Raw genomic sequence first — 24,676 nt, forward strand, 5'->3', positions numbered from 1 at the left:
TTGACTTTTTATACCAATATATGTTGGATGTTTGTGCATATTCCCAAAGTATAAAAGGTAAATCCCAATAATACATCCGAACTTTTTTGTGCATTGTGCTAACTGTTTTTGTAGTATATTAGACTTATATTACATAGGATGGAATAGATATGTTGAACAATTGCCAAGTCCTACTTTAATCACCTCAGTTCTTCGTATTTGATAGAAAATACTAAGGAAGCGATGCATTCTCAAGTACCGATCGACGATGCAGAAAGATTCACAAAGGAAATGTAAAATATCACTTAAAAAGGAGATGTGTCTTGTGGATTTTGATGTACTGTTTTTTCAAATCGTATCTATTATTACCGCCGCATTAGCATTTGGAGCTGCGTTTTTCCTTTATCGCTGGGTAAAGCAACAGCCTTCCTCCAATCAAAAAATTGCTGCTGTTGGTAAATTGATACGTAATGGGGCTTTTACATTTTTACGTAAGGAGTATAAAACCTTATCTCGTTTTTGCGCAGTTGCTGCAATTGTTATTTTTCTATTTCTCCCTTCACCAATTTGGGAAGGAAAAGTTTTATCCAATTTACTAATGGCTATTTCTTATGTATTCGGTACAATTTTTTCTGGAATCGCTGGTTATGTTGGTATCAGTATCGCAACGATTGCAAACATAAAATCAGCCGAAGCAAGTACAAAGGGAATTAAGCCATCCTTTATGTCCGGTTTTCGTGGCGGTGCCGTTATGGGTATGGCAGTAGTAGGTTCCAGCCTCCTTGGTGTAACTTTAGTATTGTTATTAACTGACAACACTACTGCATTACTGGGATTTTCCTTTGGTGCAAGTTCCATGGCTTTATTTGCAAAAGCAGGTGGTGGTATCTTTACTAAAACCGCAGACATCAGTGCAGATTTAGTTGGTAAAGTGGAACTTGGTATTCCAGAAGATGACCCAAGAAATCCAGCTGTTATCGCAGATAATGTCGGTGATAATGTTGGAGACGTTGCAGGAATGGGCGCAGATCTATTCGATTCAAACGTAGCCTCGATGTCAGCTTCTTTGGTTATGGCATCTGCAATTGATAAGGCAGCTGGCGGAAATCTAAATGCAAGTATGGTATTTTGTTACGCTTCCATCGGTCTATTCGCTTCCATTATCGGTGTTCTAACAGCAAAGATGGATAAAAAAGGTAATCCAACCAGAGCTCTCAATAGTAATACCTATGTTACTACTGTTATCTTCGGTGTACTTACTGCACTGGCAACCTTAGTTTTTAATTTCAAATGGGAAATATGGTTTGCAAGTACCATAGGTCTAATCGTAGGCGTAGTTATCGGTGTTGCAAGTGATTACTTCACTGATGATCGAAGAAAACCAGTACATCAGGTTGCAAAAGCCAGCGAATCCGGTCCTGCATTCACTATTCTATCTGGTATTTCCTATGGCCTTATGAGTACCCTTCCATCCATGGTAGGTATTGGTATCTCTGCAATTGCAGCCTATAAGATATGTGAACCTTTAGGCGATGGATATGCGATGTTTGGTATCTCTATGGCAGCCGTTGGTATGCTATCGATTGTTGGTATGATAATTTCAAATGATGCCTATGGACCAATCGTAGACAATGCTCGTGGTTTAGTTGAAATGGGGAATTTAGGCGAAAAAGCACTAGAAGTTACTGACTCTTTAGATAGTGCTGGTAACACTGTAAAAGCAGTAACCAAAGGCTTTGCGATCGGTGCTGCGGGTCTTACCGTTATATCTTTACTTGGTGCTTTTATCAGTGAAGTCAATGTGGCTGCTGTTGAACTAGGAAAACCATTAATCGAAGGTTTTGATATAATAAATCCACTAGTTTTCTTTGGCCTATTAGTTGGTGCTGCTATCCCTGCATTATTTTCTTCCATGTTAATGCTTGGTGTTAACCGTAACGCTCAGCGTATGGTATCTGAGATACATCGTCAATTCGAAGAAATTGATGGCTTAAAGGAAGGTCGTGAAGGCGTTACACCGGAATATGACAGGTGTATTGAAATTGCAACCAAAGGAGCAATCAGAGAACTTATTCCAGCTGGACTTATGACAATTGTTTCTACCCTATTGGTAGGACTTATTGGCGGTGTCTACGCAATCGGTGGATTTATTACAGGAAATATTCTTAGTGGCCTACTCTTTGCTTTGTTTATGTCAAACTCTGGTGGTTTGTGGGACAACACAAAGAAGTATGTAGAATCTGGGCATCATGGTGGTAAAAATTCTGCGACCCATAAAGCTGCGGTTGTTGGTGATACTGTTGGTGACCCATTTAAGGATACTGCAGGGCCATCTATTAATACACAGATTACCGTGGTTTCCTTAGTCGCATCCTTAACTGCTGCTATATTCCTTGCATTCTCATTCTTTGGTTAATCAATATCTAGCTCTTGGTTTATGCATTATATTATTATGAAATCGAGAGTATAATATAAAAAATTATGAACTCACAAAAATCCGTCTTACCGAAACTCGATAGGACGGATTTTTATGATTATTCAATTGGCTAACGTATTTTTTAATTTATCTAGATAAAATCTCAGCTCCCTGTTCCGTAATTAAGATGGTATACTCCCATTGAGCAGAAGGTTTTCCATCTTCTGTTCTAATAGTCCATCCATCCATTTGGTCTTCTGTAACCCCTGCCTTCCCCAGATTTATCATAGGTTCAATCGTAAAGGTCATTCCTGGAACTAATAAAATGTCTGTATTCCTTCTTCCTATATGGCTTACCCAAGGTTCTTCATGAAAATCAGTTCCAATACCATGACCACCAATATTTCTAACTACTGTATAACCGTTCTTTTTTGCATGTTGGTTAATCACATATCCGATATTCCCAAGGAATCCCCATGGTTTTGCTTCCGAAAGACCAAGTTCTAAACATTCTTTTGTTACCTTAACAAGTCTTTCCTTCTCTTCTCCTACTTCTCCAATACAGTACATACGAGAAGCGTCACCATAGAATCCATCTACGATTGTCGTACAGTCAACATTGATAATGTCTCCTTCTACTAGGATTCTATTCGGATCTGGGATACCGTGACAAACCACTTCATTAATAGAAGTACATACACTTTTAGGATAACCATGATAGTTTAAGCAAGCTGGAATTCCACCTAGCCTTTTCGTTTCTTCTTCTACTAATTTATTTAATTCTTCCGTAGAAACCCCTGCCTTAACAAAAGGTTCCACATAATCAAGTACAAGCGTATTGATATGACCTGCCTTTCTCATTCCTTCTATCTGTTCTGGTGTCTTAATCATATCTCTGGAGGGTACCATCGCTCCTCCTCTTGCAAACTCTGCAATTCGCTCATCAATTTCCATATGACAGCTTTTATACTTTTTGCCGCTATTACACCAGCACATATCATTTCTACCTATTTTCATTTCCTACCTCCTACAATTTACTTTCTTATATGATGAGAGAAAAAAATACTATACTTTATTTTATAGACTCCCAATAAACATATATGAATTTTTTTCTCACTTAGTATTGTATCTATCATTTATGCTAAGTCTTTCTAAATTATCATACATTCGAATCAAGAATTCAATACCTAAAACAGGAATCTACTATTTTCTCACTCTCTCAAAGGACCTATGAAGCACATTCTTTACACAAATTTTTTCCTATCTATGTTTTTCATTTTACCTAATAATATGCCTACTTATGCAGCATACTCTTATAATAAGAATTCTTCTATAATAAGAAATCCTCCTATTAAATATAATCACTTCACAAAAAAATATTTACCACTCATATCGATTCTCTTAAGATTTTATTACAGCAAAAGAAAATTGTTGAAAAATAGAGAATTATTGGATATTATATTTTTGAAATCTATAAAAAGGAGTTACTATGACTAATCCATCACCAGAATTTCATCTAGCCGAAAAAAGAAGAAAGATTACTAGTATAATTTCACTGCTTTTATTCTTCTTGTTTTCCATTGCCGTTTTTTGGTTTATTGGAATCAGGATGCTAGAATTAGTATCGCAACCCGATAAATTCCGCCAATGGGTGGATGATTTGGGATTTAAAAGCAGACTAATCTTTATTGGAATGGTTGTACTTCAGATTATTGTTGCAATTATCCCTGGAGAACCACTGGAGATTGGTGCTGGTTACGCTTTTGGTGTATTTGAAGGTACTCTACTTTGTATAATTGGTATCCTTATTGGCAGTACCTTGGTTTTCTTATTCACTAGATTTTTTGGTGTGAAATTTGTAGAAGCTATTTATCCAAGAGAAAAGTTTATGAAATATAAATTTCTTCAGAATAAAAAGAAATTGAATCTAATCACGTTTATATTGTTTTTAATACCTGGAACCCCCAAGGATGTTTTAACATACTTTATTGGATTAACCCCTATGAAATTATCTACTTGGATATTAATCACCTGCACAGCTAGAATTCCTTCGGTTGTTACTTCAACGATCGGTGGAAATGCTCTTGGGCTTAAAGATTATAAATACGCTATTATTGCATTTGCAATCGCTGTTGTTATCAGTGTCATTGGACTTTTTATCCACCGACTGATCAATAAAGTTCATAACAAATCCACAATTACTGAATCAAATCAACAAGAGTGATTCAAATTACAAATAAATTCAAACTATTCTGCCTTTTGTATTTACCTTTGCCATGAAAAATAAGTCTAATCAAGTTTTCTTAGAAAAACTTGATTAGACTTATTTTTATGAAACTTTTTCTTTCTTTGTGAGTTTTACTCGTTTTATTACTTTTAATCTTGTAAACTCCTCCCTTTCCTTTTCTTCGAGGGCATTCGCAATTTCCTTCGTAAGTTCGGTATAATAAGGGATTGTGATATTTTTTAAAGCATTCGCTCTTTTCTGGGTTTTCTTAATACTCGTAGCTAATCGATAGGCGGCATTCTCCACCATAGAAAGACGAATGGTTAGCTCTTTTACTTTGTTAAAGTGCTTGCATGCCTCATCCAGTGATAATCTAGTATCATAAAATGCATAACTTGGTACATTATCCTTATTTCTATCATAATCCACGAGCGGTATCTCTGTTCCCATAATACTTCTTGTTTTAATCTTGATAGAATCCTCGATTGGAATTGCATGACTTAACGCATCCACGTGATGAATCCCCATCTCTATGTTGGCTTCTTGTAATGCCAAATAAGCAGCAGAGAACGTTGCATCCAATTCCTTTTGAATGTTCCTCGAGGAATTGATAAGCTCCAATAGCTCACGGATAAGAATGTTACGTTTCTTATCCATCAGCTCATAGCCTTGTTTAGACAAAGCTAAGGAGTTTTTTGCAAGGATATAATTACCCTTGGTTGGAAATGAATTTTGATCCATATGCTCACTCCCTTGCTTTCTTTCCGTAATACTTTGCTAAAATCTTCGTATCGATACGGTCTAACTCCTCTTTTGGCAGAATTGCAAGCAATCTCCATCCAATGTTTAACGTGTCTTCAATGGAACGGTTATCCTCTTTCGTCTGAGTTACAAACTCTTGTTCAAATGCTTTACCAAAGGCAAGATACTTTTTATCAAGATCGGATAATTCGTCCTCACCAATAACGCTTGCAAGTGCTCTTGCTTCTCCAACATGAGCGTAGCAAGAGAATAATTGGTTTGCCACATCCTGATGGTCTTCTCTCGTAAAACCTTCACCGATACCATCCTTCATCAGACGGGAAAGCGACGGAAGTACATTGATCGGTGGATAGATGTTCTTTTGATACAAAGAACGTTCTAGAACAATCTGCCCTTCTGTAATATATCCCGTTAAGTCTGGAATTGGATGTGTGATATCATCATTTGGCATCGTTAAAATTGGTACCTGTGTTACAGAACCCTTACAACCTTTCACAATACCTGCTCTTTCATAAATAGTAGCAAATTCACTATATAAATAACCTGGATATCCTTTACGGCTTGGAATTTCTCCTTTTGCAGAGGATACCTCACGAAGAGCCTCTGCAAAGGAGGTCATATCGGTTAAGATTACTAGTACATGCATTCCTTTTTCAAATGCCAAATATTCTGCTGCTGTCAATGCAACCTTTGGAGTAATCAAACGTTCAATGACGGGATCACTTGCCAAGTTAAGGTACATAACAACATGAGAATTAGCTCCGCTTTCCTCAAAAGTACGACGAAAGAAATCAGCAACATCGTATTTTACACCCATTGCTGCAAAAACAATAACGAACTGTTCGTCTTCCTCGCCTCCAAGAGAAGCCTGAGTAACGATCTGAGCTGCTAACTCATCGTGTGGTAAACCGTTTCCAGAGAATATCGGAAGTTTCTGACCACGGATTAAAGTTGTTAATCCATCAATAGCGGATATACCGGTACGAATATAGTTTCTTGGATATTCTCTCTGACATGGGTTTAATGGCTCTCCATTCACATTACGTTTCATCTCCGGAATGATGCTGCCAAGTCCATCGATTGGTTCACCTACTCCGTTAAACACACGTCCGAGAATTTCCTCGGATAACGCAAGTTCCATTGGATGTCCGGTAAGTTTGGTTCTTGTATTATCAAGTGCCATATCCTCTGTACCTTCAAAAACCTGGATAACAGCTTTATCTTCATAACTCTCAACAATACGACCAATTTTTTTCTTATGCTCATCTACCGTAATTTCTACAATTTCTTCATAGGAGGCGTCATTAACTCCTTCAAGTACAATCAATGGTCCATTGATCTGACTTAAGCCAATATATTCAACTGACATCTCTACCCCTCCTTTATGCGTTTGTCTCTATAAAATGCTGATAGAATTTATCAATCTCAGTTTTATAAGTATCAAATTTTGCGAGTTCTTCATTTCCTACATCGTATTTCATTGAAATAATATGGTCAAAGATTGGATTCTCTCTTAATAGTGACATAGGCATGTTCATCTCAACCAACGACTTTGCTTTTTCATATAAGTAAAGGATTGTTTCCATCATCTTCATCTGTTTCGCAAGTGGCACATACGTGTCGGAAGCATGGTATGCATTCTGCTGTATAAACCCAAGTCTTATAACCCTTGCAATCTCTAAGGTTAGTTTTTGGTCATCTGGCAGAACATCACTACCAATTAACTTAACGATTTCATTTAACTTACTCTCTTCTGTTAAGATACGTAAAACTTCGTTACGATAATCCATAAAATGAGTTCCAACATTCTTTGTATACCAAGGTGTCAAATCATTCAAATACTCACTGTAGCTTGTTAACCACTGAATTGCTGGGAAATGTCTTGCATAAGCAAGAGACTTATCAAGAGCGAAAAAGCAACGAACAAATCGTTTGGTATTTTGAGTAACTGGTTCTGAAAAGTCACCACCCTGTGGAGATACCGCACCGATAATCGATACACTGCCTTCGGAACCATTTAAATTTTGAACATAACCTGCTCTTTCATAGAAAGAAGATAGTCTGGATGCCAAATAAGCAGGGAAACCTTCTTCTGCAGGCATTTCTTCCAATCGACCTGATAATTCACGAAGAGCCTCTGCCCAACGAGAGGTAGAGTCCGCCATAATAGCAACATGATATCCCATATCACGATAATACTCTGCTAATGTCACACCAGTATATATACTAGCCTCACGAGCTGCAACCGGCATGTTTGACGTATTAGCAATCAATACCGTACGGTCTAAGAGAAGCTTTCCTGACTTTGGATCCACCAACTTAGAGAAGTCTTCCAAAACTTCCGTCATCTCATTACCACGCTCACCACAGCCGATGTAGACGATAATATCCGCATCAGACCATTTTGCCAGCTGATGCTGAGTCATTGTCTTTCCAGTACCAAAACCTCCAGGAATCGCAGCGGTACCGCCTTTTGCCAGTGGGAACAAGGAATCTAGAATTCTTTGACCAGTAATTAAAGGCTTACTAGCTGGGAATCTCTTTCCAATTGGTCTTGGAATACGGATTGGCCACTTCTGTGTCATCGTAAGATTTACTTCTTTTCCTTCTCTATTCTTAATTACAACGATCGTATCTTTAATTGTGTATTCACCATCGGATACAATAGAGATTACTTTACCTTCTACGTTTGGTGGTACCATAACTTTATGCACAATTGCAGGAGTTTCCGGTACTTCAGCGATTACTTTACCACCATACACGAGGTCGCCAGGAGTTACGGTAATGTGTGTTTGAAATAATCTTTTTTCATCAAGGGAGGGAATATTAACACCCCTTGAAATAAATGCTCCGGATTGCTTAGCAACCTCACTTAACGGACGTTCAATACCATCAAAGATATTACTAATAATACCAGGAGCTAACGTTACGGAAATAGCACTTCCTGTTGAAGTTACCTCATCTCCTGGGCGTAATCCTGTAGTTTCTTCGAATACCTGAATGGTTGTCATTCCCTTTTCCAAGCTGATTACTTCACCGACAAGATTTTGTTTTCCTACTAATACCATCTCAGCAATACGAAATGGTTGTTTTCCTTTTACATAAACAACAGGTCCATTAATTCCTGTGATTTTTGCTGTTTCATTCATGGAAGCTGCCTCCCTTCAAAGCAAAGCATTCCTTTGCCTCTTCCCACTTACTTAAGAAGGATTCATTTATTACTACATTTTTATCCGGTATTACAGCTCTGGTTCCACCCCAAAAGTCTGTAGTACTGATTTCAACTGTAATATTGAATTCCTGACTTAGCATGGTAGCCTTATCCGCATCCGTACTATTAAGATATAATGTAACAGGGCGATCTTTGGCAAATTCCTTCGCTTCCTTGATTTGTTTTTTTAACAGTTCCACATATTCTTTTGTTTTCATAAACTCTGTAAGACTTAACTTTACCTTTGAGAACAAGTCTTCTGTTATTTCAGTGGCTCTGTCCTTATATAAATGACGAATCTCTAATGTCTTTAGAGCGAGGGCAGTATTTTTTTCACGCATTAAGCGTTCCATCTCTTCTTTTAGATAAGCATCTGCCTTTCTTCTCACTTCTTTTTTATGCTGCTCCAATTCTTTTTCAAGGAGTAGCCTATATTCTTCTACCATAGCTGTATTCTGAGCAGTAGCATTGTCAACTGCCATGTTATAGAAGTGTTCTGCTTTTTCTTTGATGTTCATAACAGACTAACCTCCTTATAATTTCAATCCGATTGCCTGACTTACATAGTCTGTGATAAAGTTAGGATTTCTACCTGTACCATGGCGGTCTGGGATTTCAACAATTAACGGCAAACGGCGATGTAACTTGACATCATTTATAATATCAGGGAAATCTTGCTCTAGCTTCTCTGTAATTAAAATGATACCGATCGATTTATCAGCAACCGCCGCCTTTAATTGCTCCTCCAGATGGTCTTTCGAGTGAATTATAACACCTTCTACTCCCGCCAAGCGCATGCCAGTATAGGTATCCACATTATCACTGATAAGAAACATTTTCATTTAAACTCCTATCCGCGTGCCAAGGCACGCACGAAATCATAATTATCCATCTCTTTATTGGTCTGGCTGTTGACTAAGCATTTAAAATCATAAAGGAAATTAACATACCATAAAGCGCTACACCTTCTGCAAGAGCAACGAAGATTAATGCCTTACCCATAATCTTAGAATCTTCACTTAAAGCACCAAGAGCTGCACTAGCTGCGCTAGCTACGGCAATACCAGCACCAATGGTTGACATACCTGTAGATAATGCTGCTGCAAGAAAACGTAAGCCTTCTCCTGCTGCCGGAGCTGCCTCAGCTGTAGCTTCAGTAGCTGCCAATGCGACTGTACTAGAAGCGCTGTGGAACATAAGTAAAGATCCTACTACTACAGTTGCAAAAAATACAAAAATTTGAGAACCTAATACCCATTTGGTAGTTTTTTGTTGTTTCTGTTTTTTAAACATCATATATCCAATTGGTAAAAAGAAATTTAATACTAAAATGCCTGCTATAATATAATTTGTATACATATCTAACACTCCTTTTTTTATGAGTTAATCGGCTTATTCGCCACCACGTCTTGCTTTGAACTCTTTTCCTGTTCCTGAATAGAAGCGGCTGAACATCTCATAAAACTCCAGTCGCAATACCTGAATACCTACAATCAATCCTTCTAGTCCAGCAACCAATGCATTACCAAGAATAATAACAACGATATTTGGATGTGCTCCTTCCGCATGTGCAAGTAATAATACTACAGACATCATACCTGCATGGCTTAGTGCGAAAGCACCCACACGCACGAAGGAAACTGTATTTGTTATATAACTTAATATAACTTCAAACATCTCAAAAAAGGTTTCAAGGAAAAACATTCCCTTGCTTCCAGGAATTAAATCATTCTTCTTTTCTAGAAATCTTGTAAGCGGTTCTTTTATAAAAATGAGAATCAAAGGAATTACAATTGTTACGATTAATAATAAAACACCCGGTAACGTATGCCCTGTAAATAACAATACCACGATTCCTACTACAGAGGCGTAAAATACAAGACCTGCGATACCATTGGTATCAAAAAATATCTTTTCTATATTCTTTTCACGAATACCATTCACAATATTTAATATCATTGCAATGATTATGAGAAAAACACCAAATCCAACCGCAGTAATTAATACCGTCATCGGATTTTTCATTGGATTCGTCCAAATAGGTTCTAGCCATTCTTCAAATCCAAAGACACTACCATATAAGAAGCCAAATATTGTGGAAAATATTCCTGCACAAGATAATATTGCAGCAAGATTTAATTTTTTAACTTTATATAATATATAGCCACCAATTACAAGACATAAGCCTTGGCCAACATCACCGAACATCATACCGAACATAATCGAATAGGATAATGCTACAAATATGGTAGGGTCGACTTCTTTATAAGCTGGTAAGCCATACATCTTTATGAATGTTTCAAATGGCTTAAATATTCTAGGATTTTTGAGCTTCGTGGGGGGTTTTGAGGTAGTACTACTCGCATGATCATCCACGAAACAAGTTACCTCATGATCCCCTCCAATCTCCCTAAGGAATTGTTCCGTATCCTTCTCAGACATCCATCCGCAAAGAATATAATAAACCTCTTCTTTCTGCCTAGTACAAGCAGCAAGTTTTCTTATTTGTTGGTTATCACAATACTCTTTTAATTTTTCATAGGCGGCAACAAAGTCCGCTGCATGCTTTTTCAGTACATCCTTCATTGTGAGTAGTAATTCATCCTGTTGTTTTAACAAAGCACGGCGTTCCTGTTTTAAGCCCTGGTTGATGTCATTTAAGGTATCAGAATATCCTTCTGGGAAATCCATATCTTCAAAATGCAGGGAAGATAAAATAGCGTCTACCTTTGTTGCATGAATCGTTGGTACAAAATAAGCACCATAAACATAGTTCTTATCTGACTTACATTCTACGAAAATAGTATTCATATCTTCATAGATATATTTGGTTAACTTCTCATAGTAATCAATTGCGATACGTCCAAATTGACAACGTATAAATTGAAAGCTATTCACCTTAGAGAGCTCAAGATCAAAGGAAAGATAAGGTTTTATTTCCGCTTGCCTCTCAGCAATATCTTCTAACTTCTCTTTAATTTCCTTCTTCTGCACCTCAAGATCATCTAGCATCAGGTGCATCTTATCAAGTAAATCTTCTGCCTCTTTATAGGTGATTTCGCGTCCAGAAGGCTTTATTTCTGGACGAAGTTGTTTCATGGTATCTTCTGCTTTTAACACACTTTCCCGATACGTATTCGTGTCCACGTAAGGAGTAAGATTGTGTATATCGCTTAGTTCCGACAGAGCATTTTCAACGTGTAACTCATATTTACTTAAATACTGAGTAATCACACGATTAATATCCTCCTTCGGACCTGTAATGCGTAAAAACTTCATTTTCTCAATCACCGTAATTCACCTCCATGTGGTTAAGTTACATAATTAAATCTTAATAATCAGTTGTAAAATATGATCAGAATCCAATCCATAACGGATACACTCGAGTAAAGTGGTCAAGTTATCAAGCTCTAATTCTTTCAGATAAAGATAATTTAAGATAGGTGCAATACTTACCGGAAACTTTATCTTGCTGTATTGATAAGCAAGAAAAATAGCTTCAAAGTAAGCTCTTTCCATATCATCCTGATTAAGATTTTCCTTCTCAATCCGATAATTTGAGGCTTGTAGAACATTCGTAAATTCCGATATTGAACTCGCATTAATCATATTCATTAATTCATGCTGTTTTAATTTATAGGAAATTGGAATGATGACCGCCAGAATATCTGCTGGTTCTAACGCATAGTATTTTTTACTACGATATATCATCATAATATTCGCAACGTCGATTCTTGTACCGATTGCTCTTGTGAGAACCTCTTGTTCTTTCCCTTTTAGTACTTTATTCTTTCGTTTCCATAACGCCTTATAGTAATAAACATCCAGCTGCATCTCTAAATCAAACAAGGATTTATGAGTCGAATTTAACATTCGTACAAATAATGGATAATATTCCGTCCCAGACAATACGTTTGTAAATTCCTCTAAATTTCTTGCATTCTCTAATTCTATCAGCCGTAGAGAAGAATGTTCTTTAAAAATCTCTCTATATACTCCAAGATTTAATTTAATTTCTGGACTAAACAATTTTTGCAAGCAACTTTTTAGCATTAATACTTCATAATGGAAAAATACTAACTTTAATATCTCTCTTTGCTTTTTATTAGCAAACCGATATAGTTTAGCAAAACTGTCATAGAGCGAGTTTTTTAGTACCATCTCTATCTGCCCTCTGTGTACGGCATTTTCATTAAGACCCGCAAAGAATGGCTGATATGCTTCATGAGATTTAAAATATAGGACAAATTCATTGACTGAGGTCATCTCGGAAAGTTTTCTGTAGCCATCGTCTTTGATGAGTTTGCTCTCCATTGCCTTTGATTTTGTAGTGATACCACTGTACGATAGTAATTTACCTGACACGCGATCACTCTCCTATCAATTGCTTCATAATTTGCTTCACCAAATCATCTTGTTTGTTACTATATTCCTGATTGAGCTTTTCGAGATTTTGTTCATACTCCTGCATCATGTTTGCTCTGGCCGCTTCTACTTCACTTTCATTTTTCTTTCGCAAATGTTCAACCTTTTCCTCAACTTCTCTATTCAGCTGATTATCATACTCTTCAAGGTCTACTCTGCTCTTTTGATAGATTCGTTGCTTTTCATCTTCGGCTAGTTTTAAAATATTGGTTGCTTTCTCTTCAACTTCTACCATTAAACTAAGTATCTGCTCCATGCCACACCTCCTAAATCTCATTTTATTTCAACTTTCACACACTTCCATAACTTCCTCTCGATAGGAGAACATGTATTCTGCCTATTCTATACCCATTTTCAGGAAGTTAACCCAATTATTAGGGATATACTGGAAAAGTAAGAAAATCGTATTCATAATACTCTTTTCTACTACAAAATCAATCCTTTTTTCTTTCCTTAACAAAAACTTAACAGCTAACTTGACCAATTTTAGCGTCGTTTAAGGTATTAATTACCAGAATATCATCCTCCTTTAATATTGTCTCACCATGCGGAACAACCGTTTCCTCACCTCGTTTTATTAGAATAATCAAGGTATCTTTCGGCAATTTAAGTTCTGATATCTTCTTACTAACCCAGGAATGATTGATACCAAGATATTCCTCATAAAGACTAGTCCCCTCGCCTTCATCAAATTGCGGTGCACATAAAATTACAACATCGCCTTTTACTAAAACTGTATCTCCATTGGGAATTAATGTCTTATTTTCTCGAAGGAGCATAGAAAGACGCATGTCAATAGGCAAACTAAGTTCATTCACTTTATAATTTTCCCAAACATGTCCCTTGGATATAGACAATTTAACAAATTGTAATTTTGTTTCTTCTTGATAATCATTAAATGTCTTTAATACATTCGTTGCATCGTCAACCATATCTAGTTTCCTAGATGCAAATGGTAACAGTGTCCCCTGTATCGCCATGGAAAGTAAAACTATACAGAAAACAATATGAAATATATCATTCTCAACAAAAACATCACTTGTCACAGCAAGAATGGCAAAAACGATTGAGGCTGCACCGCGCAAGCCTCCGAAATTTACTACTCCCTGCTGTTTTAAGCTTGCTTTTGCTGGTGTCAAAAATAGTGCAACTGCAATCGGCCTTGCTATAAAACTAAGAAACAAAACGATCGCAATCGATGGTAATAATACCTTTGGTAACTGAGATGGGAAGGATAGTAAGCCTAGCAAGAAGAAAATCAAAATCTGTGCCAAGCCTGTAACCCCATCAAAAAAATGAACCAAGGTAATCTTATTTTTAATATTTTGATTCCCTAATATAATGCCCATTAAGTAAACACTTAAATAACCATTTCCTCCAAGAATGGTAGGCACTGCATACGCCATAACGACAGCTGCAAGCATAAATATGGTGTCCAGCCCACCAGTTAAGAATTTTAGTTTATTAAATAACCATAAGGTAGCAAAGGCAAAGAATATTCCAAACAATACACCATAAACTATCTGTGCAAATAATAGATAACCAAAGGAATATTTATGAGTGCTTCCCATCAAAGATAATACTAAGATGGTCAGCATATAGGAGCAAGGATCATTACTTCCACTTTCTATTTCTAACAAAGATGCTGTATTGTATTTTAAGTTCAGTTTTTTAGATCGTAAAATAGAAAACACAGTAGCAGCATCCGTAGAACTAATGATAGCTCCAACTAAAAGACCCTCTAATGAACTCATCTTTAATACAAAAGTGCAGAATAATCCTGTTAAAACTGCTGTAACTAGTACACCAAATGTTGATAACAATATTGCTTTTCCAACGACTGGTTTGGCAGCTTTCCAGTTTGTCCCGAATCCACCATAAAAAATAATAACAATAAGTGCTGTAGAACATAATTTTTCCGCAGTAGCATAATTATCAAATGGAATCTTTCCCAAACCATCCGTACCAAATAACATACCTAACAGAATAAAGATAAATAATGCAGGTACTCCATAACGTTGTGAAATACCTGAACAAGCGATACATAATAAGATGACTATCGCACACAACAATAAGGCTTCATTCATTTTTTCTCCTTTAAACGTTTAAACAAATTTTTAATTGTTAGCTGCTAACATATTTTTGTATTTGACTAGCTCCCAATTTTTATTCTAATAGAAATATACACATAGTATTCTATAATTTAAAAAAAGTATCAATCCTATTTTAAAGTATTAATTTTTGGCGTAATCTTCCTATTTGATATAACTTTTATTTATATTATATAGGAAAAGGTAGAAACTATCTACCCTTTTTACAAAGAGGTTAAATAATTCCTATATTTTCGTGATTTTCGGGATTTCCTCTATTGCTAAATAACAGAAAATACAGTATAATATTCACATATATTGGTATATTTGATAGGATTCGCCATATTCCTTCTGGTTATGACTATTATTCACAAATGAGAAGGGTATCAACACCTAACACATGGATAACCGCTTACTAGATAGTCCATCGGTTAAATTATCTGATCAGAAAGGAAATAGTATGAAGAAGAAATCATCCATTATTTTCAAACTGCTCGCCTTAGGATTAATTCCTCTCATTGTACTGGATTTCATTGTTACTTTATTCAGTACCCGTATTCTATCCGAGAGTATCGAGGCAGAAATAAAAAATTCCTTAAAATTTGTTACGGCTTCGATTATAGAAACTTATACGAATCTTTACGCAGGGGATTATTCAGTTGATATCACAGGATCTTTGTATAAAGGTAAGACCTCTATATCAGGAGATAATCGACTTTTAGACTCTATTAAAAACAGTGCTGGTTTTGATTCCACTTTATACTATGGTAACAATCGACTTTTAACAACGATTGAAAGGTCTAGTGATGGTGGTAGAGCAGTCGGTACTTCTGCAAATGAACAAATAGTCGAAACTGTACAGAAAAATCAGCAAGAATACTTTTCTCCAAATATTATAATAGAAGGTGTATCCTATTATGCTTATTACGTTCCTCTTCTAAATTCCGATGGCTCTACTATCGGTATGGTGTTTGCTGGGAAACCGAATAGTGAGGTACAACAGAGTATTCAAAATCAAACCATGCGTATCCTATTAATCTCTACAGTGGTTATCATACTATCAAGTATAGTAACAATCATAATTGCAAGAAGATTATCAAAGGCATTAAAATCTACGAAACTTTACATAAAACAAATAGCCAATGGAGATTTAACTACAGAAATTCATCCTAAGTATTTAAGACGAAAAGATGAAATTGGTGAGATTTGTGAGACTTCTGTACTACTTAAAAATACACTGTTATCGATTATACAAGACATTATGATATCTACCAATCAGCTAACAGGAACATCAGAATCACTTGCAATCACTGCAGACAATACAGATTCCACAATTAATGAGGTTACAAAAGCAATTGATGAAATTTCGAATGGAGCAATGAACCAAGCTCAAGAAACACAGACAGCAACAGAAAGTGTGCTTAACATCGGAGAACAAATTGATCATATTATCAATGAAGTGGAAGCCCTAACAGAAAATGCAGGTAAAATGTCAAAAGCAGAGCATGAATCCGCTGCTATCATTGCAAAACTAGGTGACTCCAATGATAAGACGATGATGTCCATTAAAAAAATCTCAGATCAGACCAATACGACAAATACATCTGCCAAAGAGATTCAAAAGGCGGTTGGCTTAATTCAGTCCATAGCAGAAGAAACCGATTTACTCTCCTTGAACGCAAGTATTGAAGCTGCTAGAGCCGGTGATGCCGGTCGAGGATTCTCTGTAGTTGCCGAGCAGATTCGAAAGCTTGCAGACCAATCAAGATTCTCAGCAAAAGAGATTGAATTAATTACCCACAGATTACTTGAGGAATCAAATAATACGGTAGAAACTATGAAAGAAGTAACATCTAATATTGAGAAACAACAAATTCGACTGAATGAGACTAAGAATAAGGTAGTTGAGGTTGCGCAGGGGATTAAAGGCTCTACTCGTAACATAGACTCTATTAAAAATATGATGGCTATCTTAGAAGCCTCAAAAAATACAATAGTAGATGTGATATCAAGCCTCTCTTCCATCTCTGAGGAAAACGCTGCCGTTACGGAACAGACTTCTGCTTCCACTCAAGTACTGAATTCATCAATCGATAGTCTTTCTGATTCTTCAAGAAACTTAAAACAACTTTCTGAAAAATTGAAACAAAAGTTATTGATTTTTAAAATTAACTCTTAATGATAATTTCAGAATAAGCAAATTATCACTAATGCTTATTACTATTTAGAGGTATCTCAGTTAAGCGAAAAAGGCTGCTACAAAAGATAACAAACTTTTGTAACAGCCTTTTACATCGTAGTATATAACAGAAACCTTATTTTTACTTTAATTTATCATTACTCTTCTAATAAACTTTTGCTTTAATCTGCTTTTTTCCATTTAGTATATTAATTTATAGTAATGTAATCCCGTTATTACTTAATTTCTCAATATCCTCTTCTCTCCACAAAGATGATTGAACCTCCCCAATATGGGCTTTACGTAAGAAGAACATACAGATTCTACTCTGTCCAATACCACCACCTATGGTGTAAGGAAGTTCTCGATTTAGAATAGCCTTTTGAAATGGAAGTCCAGCACGATCCGTACAACCAGCAATCTCTAATTGATTTGCTAATGATGTTTCATCCACACGGATACCCATCGATGACAATTCAAGTGCAATATCAAGAATTGGATAATATACGATAATATCACCATTTAATGACCAATCGTCATAGTCTGGTGCTCTTCCATCATGTTTTTCACCACTTGCAAGAGCTCCACCAATCTGCATGATAAATACCGCGCCTTTTAGCTTTGCAATCTTGTATTCTCTTTCTTTCGGTGTATCATTTGGGTACATATTCTCTAGTTCCTGAGTTGTAACAAATGCTATTTCTTTTGGAAGAATTTTGCCTATGTACTCATATTTATCCGAGATGTAGTGTTCTGTATCTTTTAATGCCTGATACACACTGCGTACCACTGACTTTAAGGTTTCCACATTTCTTTCATCATGAAGGATAATTTTCTCCCAATCCCATTGGTCAACAAAGATAGAATGGATATTGTCCGTATCCTCATCACGACGAATTGCATTCATATCTGTATAAAGACCTTCTCCATAAGCAAAGCCATACTTCTTTAAAGCCATTCTCTTCCATTTCGCTAAAGAGTGAACAATCTCCACTTTTGCGTCATCTTGCTCTTTAATTCCAAAACTAACCGGTCTTTCTACTCCGTTAAGATTATCATTCAATCCAGTTTCTGGACGAACGAATAAAGGTGCAGAGACACGTGTTAGATTTAACTGTTTCGCAAGCTGTCTTTCAAAATGGTCCTTAACATGCTTGATTGCTCCCTGCGTTTCCTTGATATCTAGAGCGGAGTGATAGTCCTTCGGTAGTAATAATTCTAACATTCCTCTACCTCCTATAAAAATCTCGCTTTCTATATCATATCCTTACCTGATACGTTAGTCAATAAATATATTTTTATAGTTATCGAAATTGTGTATAATTATAAGTTTTTTATCGTGTTAAGCCAAAGTAGAAGACAGAACTCCCTATTGTCTCAATCGATTATCAAATTGTTGCATTGCTTTCGTTCTAGACTTGAGATACAGCATAATTCCTATAATTGCTACAATCAGTTCCGTTGTTGGGAACACGAGCCAAACACCCAACATTCCTCCAAGCGAGGATAGTAAAAAGGCCATCGGAATAATAATTAAAAAACCACGCAAAATTGATATAATATGTGCTGGTCGTGCATAATCAGTCGATGTAAAATATACAGATATTATGATATTAAATCCAGCAAATATACATGCTGTAAAGTAAATCTCTAAACCTTTTACGGCAATACTTTGCAATAACTCATTCTTCTCACTATTAAAAATACTCGCTATCTGTGGCGCTCTAAAAAACACAGTCAGATAAATAATTCCAGAAACAACTATCATAGAAATCAGAGCATATCGTAAAATAGCCTGTACATTTCCACGATTACGAGCTCCATAGTTACTACTTATTATTGGTTGTATCCCTTGAGCGATACCTGTATAAATCGAAATTACCACCAGTGAAAGATTTGCAATAATTCCATAGGCAGCTATTCCTACATTTCCTTGCAATCTCAGTATGATTATATTAAAAACGATCATAACAATACCAGAGGAAACCTCTGTAATAAGTGATGGAATTCCACTTGATACAATGCTACTAATAAGTTTCCTAGAGAAGTTACATTTCGTTAAGTGAAAACAATTCTTTTTCCGAAAAAAGAATGGCGAGAGAATCAGCATACTAATCACTGGTGCAAGACCAGTAGCTAGAACAGCGCCGAATATCCCCATGTTAAGTGGAAACATAAAAACATAATCAAGTACAATGTTCGAAAAGCTTCCACCAAGCATTGCAATCATGGATAGTTGCGGAGAACCATCATTTCGCACAAAACATAAAAGAACATTATTCAATAGAAACATAGGCGCAAATAATAATATTACTTGTAAATAAGTTTTACTCATATGTAAAACTTCTCCCTCCGCACCCAATAGCATTACAATGTTTTCGGAGTAAAAAAGTCCAAGTACAAAGAAAATAGTAGCAAAACCTAGTGCTAAAAAAACAGTATTCATAAATATTTGATTTGCGCTATCTGTTTCATTCTGGCTACTTTTAATAGAATACCCCGTAGCACCTCCCATGCCAAGCATTAAGCCACTTCCATGTATGAAACTATAAACTGGAATTGCAATATTGAGTGCAGCCAATCCATTCGTCCCAAGCCCTTTGGAAACAAAAAAGGTGTCCGCCAAAATATAACAGGACAACCCTATCATTCCAAGGACGTTTAAGGATGAGTATTTTAAAAAGCTCTTCAGACAATCCGTATTTTTCATAAATTAACCTCCATACAAAAACAAGAAAAAGCGCCAGAGTTTCATATCTTCTATGGCCTAACGATATAAAACTTGACGCTTAATTTCTTTACTCGGCAGTAAAGAATAAGTCAATTGCTTATTCAATTTTGCGTTTAGTGTAGCACAGGATATCCTGGTTGTCAACGTACAATGCTGTCTTTTGCCCTATGTTGTATAAAGATATTGCATTATTTTGTCACTTTGGACTTCTTTTGTATCTACAAATAGGCAAAGAAAAAGCCTTGAAACATTTTGTTTCAAGACTTTCTAAGTAACAGGGGCAGTAGGATTTGAACCCACGACCTGCGGTTTTGGAGACCGTTATTCTACCAGCTGAACTATACCCCTATATTTGATTAAATTGTGTCACTCACTGTGCTTTATTATGATACTATGAATTGTCATAATTGTCAAGAGAAATATGAATATAATCTTTCACTATCACAAACACTGATAAATAGCATAGTTAGGCTTATTTAACAACGTTACCACTTTATTATGTAAATTTTACCATGTTTCATTTCGATTTTTTTCCGTTATTATCTCACTTTTTTTACAGAAAAGAATACATTATTATAGTAAATTAATTCGGTAGACTAATAAATTTGCATGTAAGTAGTCTCTATTTTTTAGTGCGAAACAAGTGCAGGAGAAGGAGTAATGATGTCACAAATAGCAAAAGAATCTTCATTTAGTAATAAAGAGTCTAGGAACCTAGAGGCAAAAGATTTCCATTGTTACTACAAAGCACCATACTGTCCTAATAATCCATATGCGAAGCATTATATTAATTCATATAATGCTGTAATTCATGACTCGCAATCCCAAAATCTTTCGTCTAAAAAACATAGTAATCGCGACTATGAGAAACATTAATTTTATACATCAAAAAAAGATTCCATAAGAGTAGTTTTTATATAAAAAAATTATATTATCTTATATACTATAAAAACTATTCCTTGGTAAAAAAGGGTGCCTCAAAATGCATATATCTACATTCTGAGGCACCTATGTTTTTTTACATAAATTGGTGCTTGGATACCTTTTTGAATCAACAGTTCCAAGCCATACAAACTCTCAAAAATTTGTCATACATATAACTATACTAACTTTCTACCCATTAAGACACCCATGACCGATGCCATCATAAGACCTCTCGTCCATCCAGAAGAATCTCCTAGACAGTGAAGCCCCTTAATGTTTGTATCAAACTCTGGTGTCATCTTAATACGGTTACTGTAGAACTTTAATTCTGGCGAATATAATAAGGTTTCTGTACTTGCAAATCCAGGAACAACATGATCGACTGCCTGAATAAAATTAATAATATTGGTCATAGCACGGTATGGCATTGCTGCAGTAATATCTCCGGCAACTGCATCTGGTAGCGTTGGTTTTACATTGGATTGACTTAATTCCTTAGGCCAGGTTCTTTTTCCAGAAAGAATATCTCCATAACGCTGCACTAGGATATGTCCGCAACTTAACATATTTGTTAATTCGCCAACCTTTTGTGCATAAGCAATCGGCTGATTAAATGGAACACTAAAATTATGAGAAACAAGAATAGCAAGGTTCGTATTGTCTGACTTCATTTCTTTATAGGAATGACCATTTACGACTGCTAAATCATTATCATAGTTTTCCTGACTAACAAACCCTCCAGGATTTTGACAGAAGGTACGTACTTTGTTCTTAAATGGAGCTGGATATCCAATTAACTTGGATTCATATAATACCTTATTTACATCTTCCATAATTTCGTTACGAACTTCCACACGAACACCAATATCTACGGTTCCCGGCTGGTGAGCAATATCATGTTCTTCACATATTTTTTCAAGCCAATCAGCACCTTTACGTCCTGTTGCAACAACAATGCTATCTCCCATTAACTCAATGCAATCCTCTTGCTTTACAACGTTTTCAATAATTGCACCGGTACAGGTATTGTCTTCAATAATAATATTTTTGCATATATAATTAAAATAAATCTCTACACCGTTTTCTAACAGATATTCTTCAATGCTTTGATAAATCATTTGTGCCTTCTCTGTTCCAAGGTGACGAATTGGACAATCTACCAATTTTAAACCAGCATGAATCGCTCTTTTACGAATTTCCTTTGTTTTTTCTGGCTGACTAATTCCCTCAATTTTGTCATCAGCACCAAAATCCAAATAAATTCCATCGGTATAATGAATTGTTTCTTGAGCAAGATCTTCACCAATAAGAGTTGGTAAATCTCCACCCACTTCATAGCTTAACGATAATTTTCCATCTGAAAAAGCTCCAGCACCGGAAAACCCTGTTGTGATATGGCAAAAAGGTTTACAATTTACACATTGCTTTGTTTTTGTTTTTGGACAGCTTCTCTTCTCTACAGGACGTCCTTTTTCAACAATTGCAATCTTTTTTTTGCTTCCTTTTTTGATCATCTCAAGCGCAGTAAAAATACCTGCTGGGCCTGCACCAATAATCACGACATCATAGTGTTTCATCTGCATCTTCCTTTCGGTAATTCCTTCATCAGTTTACTGATTCGAAACTTTATTCTGTTACTATAAAGCGGTGAAAAAAGCAGTTGCGTTCATATCCCCTTATTTTCATTCTGATATGTTTACAAATGTTTCTTAACCTTATTTATTATAGATGACCTGAAAACTTGTGTCAAGCAAAGAACTAGGTACCAAGCTCAAACTATTATATCTTGAATTGTTCCACGATTTTTTGTAAGTCTTTTGCATGTTCCAATGTTTCAGATACTTTCTCAGAAGTTTTTCCAGTAAGTTCAACTGTATTTGAGGTTTTTTGTGCAATATCAGTTACACCAGTTGCTGCCTCAGACACCGTATCGTTGATTCCATTAATCGCCTCTGCTATGTCTTTAATTGTTGTCTGTAAGCCATCAATAGAGGTGTTGATAATCGACATACTATCATTAAATTTTAAGGCATCATCGGAATATTGTGTACTAACATTACGAAATCCTGTATAGTCATTCAAAACTGTGTTTTCTAAGAAATCAAGCGTCTTTGATAAACAATCTGCCATATTATTTACAGCATCTTGTACCTCCTCCACAATATCCGTAATATCTTTTACCGTTCTAGTGGATTGATTTGCTAAGTTACCAATCTCTGTCGCTACTACAGCGAATCCCCTTCCTGATTCACCTGCCCTTGCAGCTTCAATCGATGCATTTAAGGACAATAAACTTGTTTGAGAAGCAATCTCCATAATTGCTTTCGAAAGAGTTTGTATTCTTTCTACAGATTTTGATTTTTCGATTGCTGTCGTAGTCCTCACTCTTACTTCCTCATACATCTGCTTTGTAAGATCACTGGCATGTTCTGTATTGGAATGAAGTTCTTCGGCTCTTTGCATGATTTCCTGAGCCATAGATTTTCCTTCCTCTGTAAGATGACTAATCTCCTTTGTATTATCTTCGATATAAACAATATTTGCATTAATGGATTCCGTTGTTGCTGATGTTTCTTCCATTCCAGCTGCTAGTTCTTCTGCTGTAGCTGAGTTATCACTGGAATTTTCATTTACTTCATTGGCATAACGAGTTAATTCTTCTGCATTGCTTCCGATACGGTTGGAAGTATTTGTTAAACTATTAATCATAGCAATGATATTTTCACGCATTTTTCCTATTGCACGACTCATATCGCCAAACTCATCTCGATGGGTATCCAGTTTCTTTTGCCTATCATCCTCAGTAAAGTTAAGCTCTGAGATTCGATTGACTGCTTCTGTTATAATTAGCGTAGGTTTTGCTAATATGTATGCAATTATTATTCCTACGATAATTGCTATAATTAAAATAAAAATATTACCGTTTATCATTTTACGATTAAACTGTTCCATTGGTAACATAACTTCCGATTCATCAGCAGTAAGAACAAGAATGAAGTTATCAGTGTCAGAAATATAATATCCTGCATATTTCATAACACCTTGAAATTCATAAGTAATCGTATTGTTCTCAGGAATAACTCCCTGTTTTATTTGCTCCACGATTCCCTTTACTACGGAATTCTCAACTTCTGCTCCAACCTTATCCTCGGTCGGATGATACAACATGATTCCAGCTTTATCTACTACATATGCATAACTAGAAGGAATTCCTTCTAATGAAGTATCATGAAGGAGTGTCATATAATCCTCATAAGTAAGAGCTTGGTCTTTTGTATCCATCTCATTTTGCAACAAGTGTCCATAAGCACCAGTTATATCCATCATACTGGTCTTAGTTTTCTCATCGATCGCTTTTTCGAAACTCGGAAAAGCTGTCAATAGGTTAAAAATCGACGCAATAGCAGTAATTATTAGCACAACACCTATAACTTTGACTTTCATAGTACGAAACATACTTGTTTTCACTGTTTTTTTCATCTCTTTTCTTATTGAATGGTCATTTAAATTAACTGTATTCATTCCACATTACCTCCACTCTGTATTATTATCTTCTACTCCTTCTACCATTTTTCTACTTTTTTACCATGCTTTTCAGAAATTAAAATAAAAAATCATATATTTTTCATATTTCATGTATTTATCGGTATATTTTGATTGAATCTTTATATATTTTGTTTATTAATTTTAAAAACTTATTTGTTCCAAATATTACAATAACTTGATATACAA

19 protein-coding genes and 1 tRNA gene are annotated in these 24,676 nt (G+C 35.8%); 4 read left to right on the forward strand and 16 right to left on the reverse strand.

Features of this window, described 5'->3' with window-relative positions; translation table 11 throughout:
- Positions 1–304 precede the first annotated feature (304 nt).
- Positions 305–2,395: a sodium-translocating pyrophosphatase gene (locus tag CC92_RS0108760; protein ID WP_242841350.1), complete on the forward strand. Its 2,091-nt coding sequence runs from the start codon at positions 305–307 to the stop codon at positions 2,393–2,395.
- Between the two features lie 147 nt (positions 2,396–2,542).
- Here the strand turns inward: CC92_RS0108760 and CC92_RS0108765 are convergent, their stop codons facing one another.
- The gene (locus tag CC92_RS0108765; RefSeq protein WP_029503265.1) at positions 2,543–3,412 is read right to left on the reverse strand and encodes a methionyl aminopeptidase; all 870 of its coding nucleotides are present in this window, start codon (positions 3,410–3,412) and stop codon (positions 2,543–2,545) included.
- A 472-nt stretch (positions 3,413–3,884) separates the two neighbouring features.
- Here CC92_RS0108765 and CC92_RS0108770 point away from each other — a divergent pair, with 472 nt between their 5' ends.
- Positions 3,885–4,619: a TVP38/TMEM64 family protein gene (locus tag CC92_RS0108770; protein ID WP_051650749.1), complete on the forward strand. Its 735-nt coding sequence runs from the start codon at positions 3,885–3,887 to the stop codon at positions 4,617–4,619.
- 105 nt (positions 4,620–4,724) lie between these two features.
- Here the strand turns inward: CC92_RS0108770 and CC92_RS0108775 are convergent, their stop codons facing one another.
- The 10 genes from CC92_RS0108775 to CC92_RS0108820 form a co-directional block, all read right to left on the reverse strand.
- Entirely contained in the window at positions 4,725–5,363 is a 639-nt protein-coding gene (locus tag CC92_RS0108775) for a V-type ATP synthase subunit D (RefSeq protein ID WP_029503263.1), read from the reverse strand.
- 4 nt (positions 5,364–5,367) lie between these two features.
- Positions 5,368–6,753: a V-type ATP synthase subunit B gene (locus CC92_RS0108780; RefSeq protein ID WP_029503262.1), complete on the reverse strand. Its 1,386-nt coding sequence runs from the start codon at positions 6,751–6,753 to the stop codon at positions 5,368–5,370.
- Between the two features lie 13 nt (positions 6,754–6,766).
- Positions 6,767–8,533, reverse strand: coding sequence for a V-type ATP synthase subunit A (locus CC92_RS0108785; protein ID WP_029503261.1), 1,767 nt, complete (start codon positions 8,531–8,533; stop codon positions 6,767–6,769).
- A complete protein-coding gene (locus tag CC92_RS0108790; RefSeq protein ID WP_029503260.1) occupies positions 8,526–9,113 on the reverse strand; it encodes a V-type ATP synthase subunit E in 588 nt (195 codons plus the stop codon). Before CC92_RS0108790 ends, CC92_RS0108785 begins: the two co-directional genes overlap by 8 nt.
- Before the next feature lie 15 nt (positions 9,114–9,128).
- A complete protein-coding gene (locus CC92_RS0108795; RefSeq protein WP_029503259.1) occupies positions 9,129–9,437 on the reverse strand; it encodes a V-type ATP synthase subunit F in 309 nt (102 codons plus the stop codon).
- A gap of 73 nt (positions 9,438–9,510) precedes the next feature.
- Complete coding sequence (locus tag CC92_RS0108800) at positions 9,511–9,954, reverse strand: ATP synthase subunit C (protein ID WP_029503258.1); 444 nt, start codon at positions 9,952–9,954, stop codon at positions 9,511–9,513.
- Positions 9,955–9,987: 33 nt separating this feature from the next.
- Entirely contained in the window at positions 9,988–11,886 is a 1,899-nt protein-coding gene (locus CC92_RS0108805; protein ID WP_031420311.1) for a V-type ATP synthase subunit I, read from the reverse strand.
- A 33-nt stretch (positions 11,887–11,919) separates the two neighbouring features.
- Positions 11,920–12,960 (reverse strand): V-type ATPase subunit, encoded by a 1,041-nt coding sequence (locus tag CC92_RS0108810; protein ID WP_029503256.1) that lies wholly within the window; start codon positions 12,958–12,960, stop codon positions 11,920–11,922.
- 4 nt (positions 12,961–12,964) lie between these two features.
- Entirely contained in the window at positions 12,965–13,276 is a 312-nt protein-coding gene (locus CC92_RS0108815; protein ID WP_029503255.1) for a hypothetical protein, read from the reverse strand.
- 208 nt (positions 13,277–13,484) lie between these two features.
- Positions 13,485–15,107: a potassium/proton antiporter gene (locus CC92_RS0108820; protein ID WP_029503254.1), complete on the reverse strand. Its 1,623-nt coding sequence runs from the start codon at positions 15,105–15,107 to the stop codon at positions 13,485–13,487.
- A 463-nt stretch (positions 15,108–15,570) separates the two neighbouring features.
- On the opposite strand from CC92_RS0108820, the gene CC92_RS0108825 reads away from it, so the two are divergent.
- Complete coding sequence (locus CC92_RS0108825; protein ID WP_162175515.1) at positions 15,571–17,289, forward strand: methyl-accepting chemotaxis protein; 1,719 nt, start codon at positions 15,571–15,573, stop codon at positions 17,287–17,289.
- Between the two features lie 214 nt (positions 17,290–17,503).
- Here CC92_RS0108825 and asnA read toward each other — a convergent pair whose 3' ends face one another.
- The 3 genes from asnA to CC92_RS0108840 all read right to left on the reverse strand — a co-directional run bounded on the left by asnA (position 17,504) and on the right by CC92_RS0108840 (position 20,368).
- Entirely contained in the window at positions 17,504–18,514 is a 1,011-nt protein-coding gene (asnA, locus tag CC92_RS0108830; protein ID WP_029503252.1) for an aspartate--ammonia ligase, read from the reverse strand.
- A 144-nt stretch (positions 18,515–18,658) separates the two neighbouring features.
- Positions 18,659–19,999, reverse strand: a complete 1,341-nt coding sequence (locus tag CC92_RS0108835; RefSeq protein WP_029503251.1) for an MATE family efflux transporter — start codon at positions 19,997–19,999, stop codon at positions 18,659–18,661.
- Positions 20,000–20,295: 296 nt separating this feature from the next.
- Positions 20,296–20,368 (reverse strand) — tRNA-Trp (locus CC92_RS0108840).
- Positions 20,369–20,680: 312 nt separating this feature from the next.
- Between CC92_RS0108840 and CC92_RS0108845 the strand changes: the two genes are divergently transcribed.
- Positions 20,681–20,896 carry a hypothetical protein gene (locus tag CC92_RS0108845; protein WP_029503250.1) on the forward strand — a complete coding sequence of 72 codons (216 nt, stop codon included), beginning with the start codon at positions 20,681–20,683 and terminating at the stop codon, positions 20,894–20,896.
- 224 nt (positions 20,897–21,120) lie between these two features.
- Here CC92_RS0108845 and CC92_RS0108850 read toward each other — a convergent pair whose 3' ends face one another.
- Together CC92_RS0108850 and CC92_RS0108855 are read right to left on the reverse strand one after the other, a co-directional pair.
- Positions 21,121–22,521 (reverse strand): NAD(P)/FAD-dependent oxidoreductase, encoded by a 1,401-nt coding sequence (locus tag CC92_RS0108850; protein ID WP_029503248.1) that lies wholly within the window; start codon positions 22,519–22,521, stop codon positions 21,121–21,123.
- Positions 22,522–22,723: 202 nt separating this feature from the next.
- A complete protein-coding gene (locus CC92_RS0108855; protein ID WP_051650748.1) occupies positions 22,724–24,466 on the reverse strand; it encodes a methyl-accepting chemotaxis protein in 1,743 nt (580 codons plus the stop codon).
- Between the last annotated feature and the right edge of the window lie 210 nt (positions 24,467–24,676).

Source organism: Lachnoclostridium phytofermentans, assembly GCF_000733755.1.
Taxonomy (GTDB): domain Bacteria; phylum Bacillota; class Clostridia; order Lachnospirales; family Lachnospiraceae; genus Lachnoclostridium; species Lachnoclostridium phytofermentans_A.

Bases quoted from the DNA above. Each gene is read 5' to 3' on its own strand.
- CC92_RS0108765 (WP_029503265.1), bottom strand. From the start codon at position 3,412: ATGAAAATAGGTAGAAATGATATGTGCTGGTGTAATAGCGGCAAAAAG.
- CC92_RS0108770 (WP_051650749.1), top strand. From the start codon at position 3,885: ATGACTAATCCATCACCAGAATTTCATCTAGCCGAAAAAAGAAGAAAG.
- CC92_RS0108775 (WP_029503263.1), bottom strand. From the start codon at position 5,363: ATGGATCAAAATTCATTTCCAACCAAGGGTAATTATATCCTTGCAAAA.
- CC92_RS0108780 (WP_029503262.1), bottom strand. From the start codon at position 6,753: ATGTCAGTTGAATATATTGGCTTAAGTCAGATCAATGGACCATTGATT.
- CC92_RS0108785 (WP_029503261.1), bottom strand. From the start codon at position 8,533: ATGAATGAAACAGCAAAAATCACAGGAATTAATGGACCTGTTGTTTAT.
- CC92_RS0108790 (WP_029503260.1), bottom strand. From the start codon at position 9,113: ATGAACATCAAAGAAAAAGCAGAACACTTCTATAACATGGCAGTTGAC.
- CC92_RS0108795 (WP_029503259.1), bottom strand. From the start codon at position 9,437: ATGAAAATGTTTCTTATCAGTGATAATGTGGATACCTATACTGGCATG.
- CC92_RS0108800 (WP_029503258.1), bottom strand. From the start codon at position 9,954: ATGTATACAAATTATATTATAGCAGGCATTTTAGTATTAAATTTCTTT.
- CC92_RS0108815 (WP_029503255.1), bottom strand. From the start codon at position 13,276: ATGGAGCAGATACTTAGTTTAATGGTAGAAGTTGAAGAGAAAGCAACC.
- CC92_RS0108820 (WP_029503254.1), bottom strand. From the start codon at position 15,107: ATGAATGAAGCCTTATTGTTGTGTGCGATAGTCATCTTATTATGTATC.
- CC92_RS0108825 (WP_162175515.1), top strand. From the start codon at position 15,571: ATGAAGAAGAAATCATCCATTATTTTCAAACTGCTCGCCTTAGGATTA.
- asnA (WP_029503252.1), bottom strand. From the start codon at position 18,514: ATGTTAGAATTATTACTACCGAAGGACTATCACTCCGCTCTAGATATC.
- CC92_RS0108835 (WP_029503251.1), bottom strand. From the start codon at position 19,999: ATGAAAAATACGGATTGTCTGAAGAGCTTTTTAAAATACTCATCCTTA.
- CC92_RS0108845 (WP_029503250.1), top strand. From the start codon at position 20,681: ATGATGTCACAAATAGCAAAAGAATCTTCATTTAGTAATAAAGAGTCT.
- CC92_RS0108850 (WP_029503248.1), bottom strand. From the start codon at position 22,521: ATGAAACACTATGATGTCGTGATTATTGGTGCAGGCCCAGCAGGTATT.
- CC92_RS0108855 (WP_051650748.1), bottom strand. From the start codon at position 24,466: ATGAATACAGTTAATTTAAATGACCATTCAATAAGAAAAGAGATGAAA.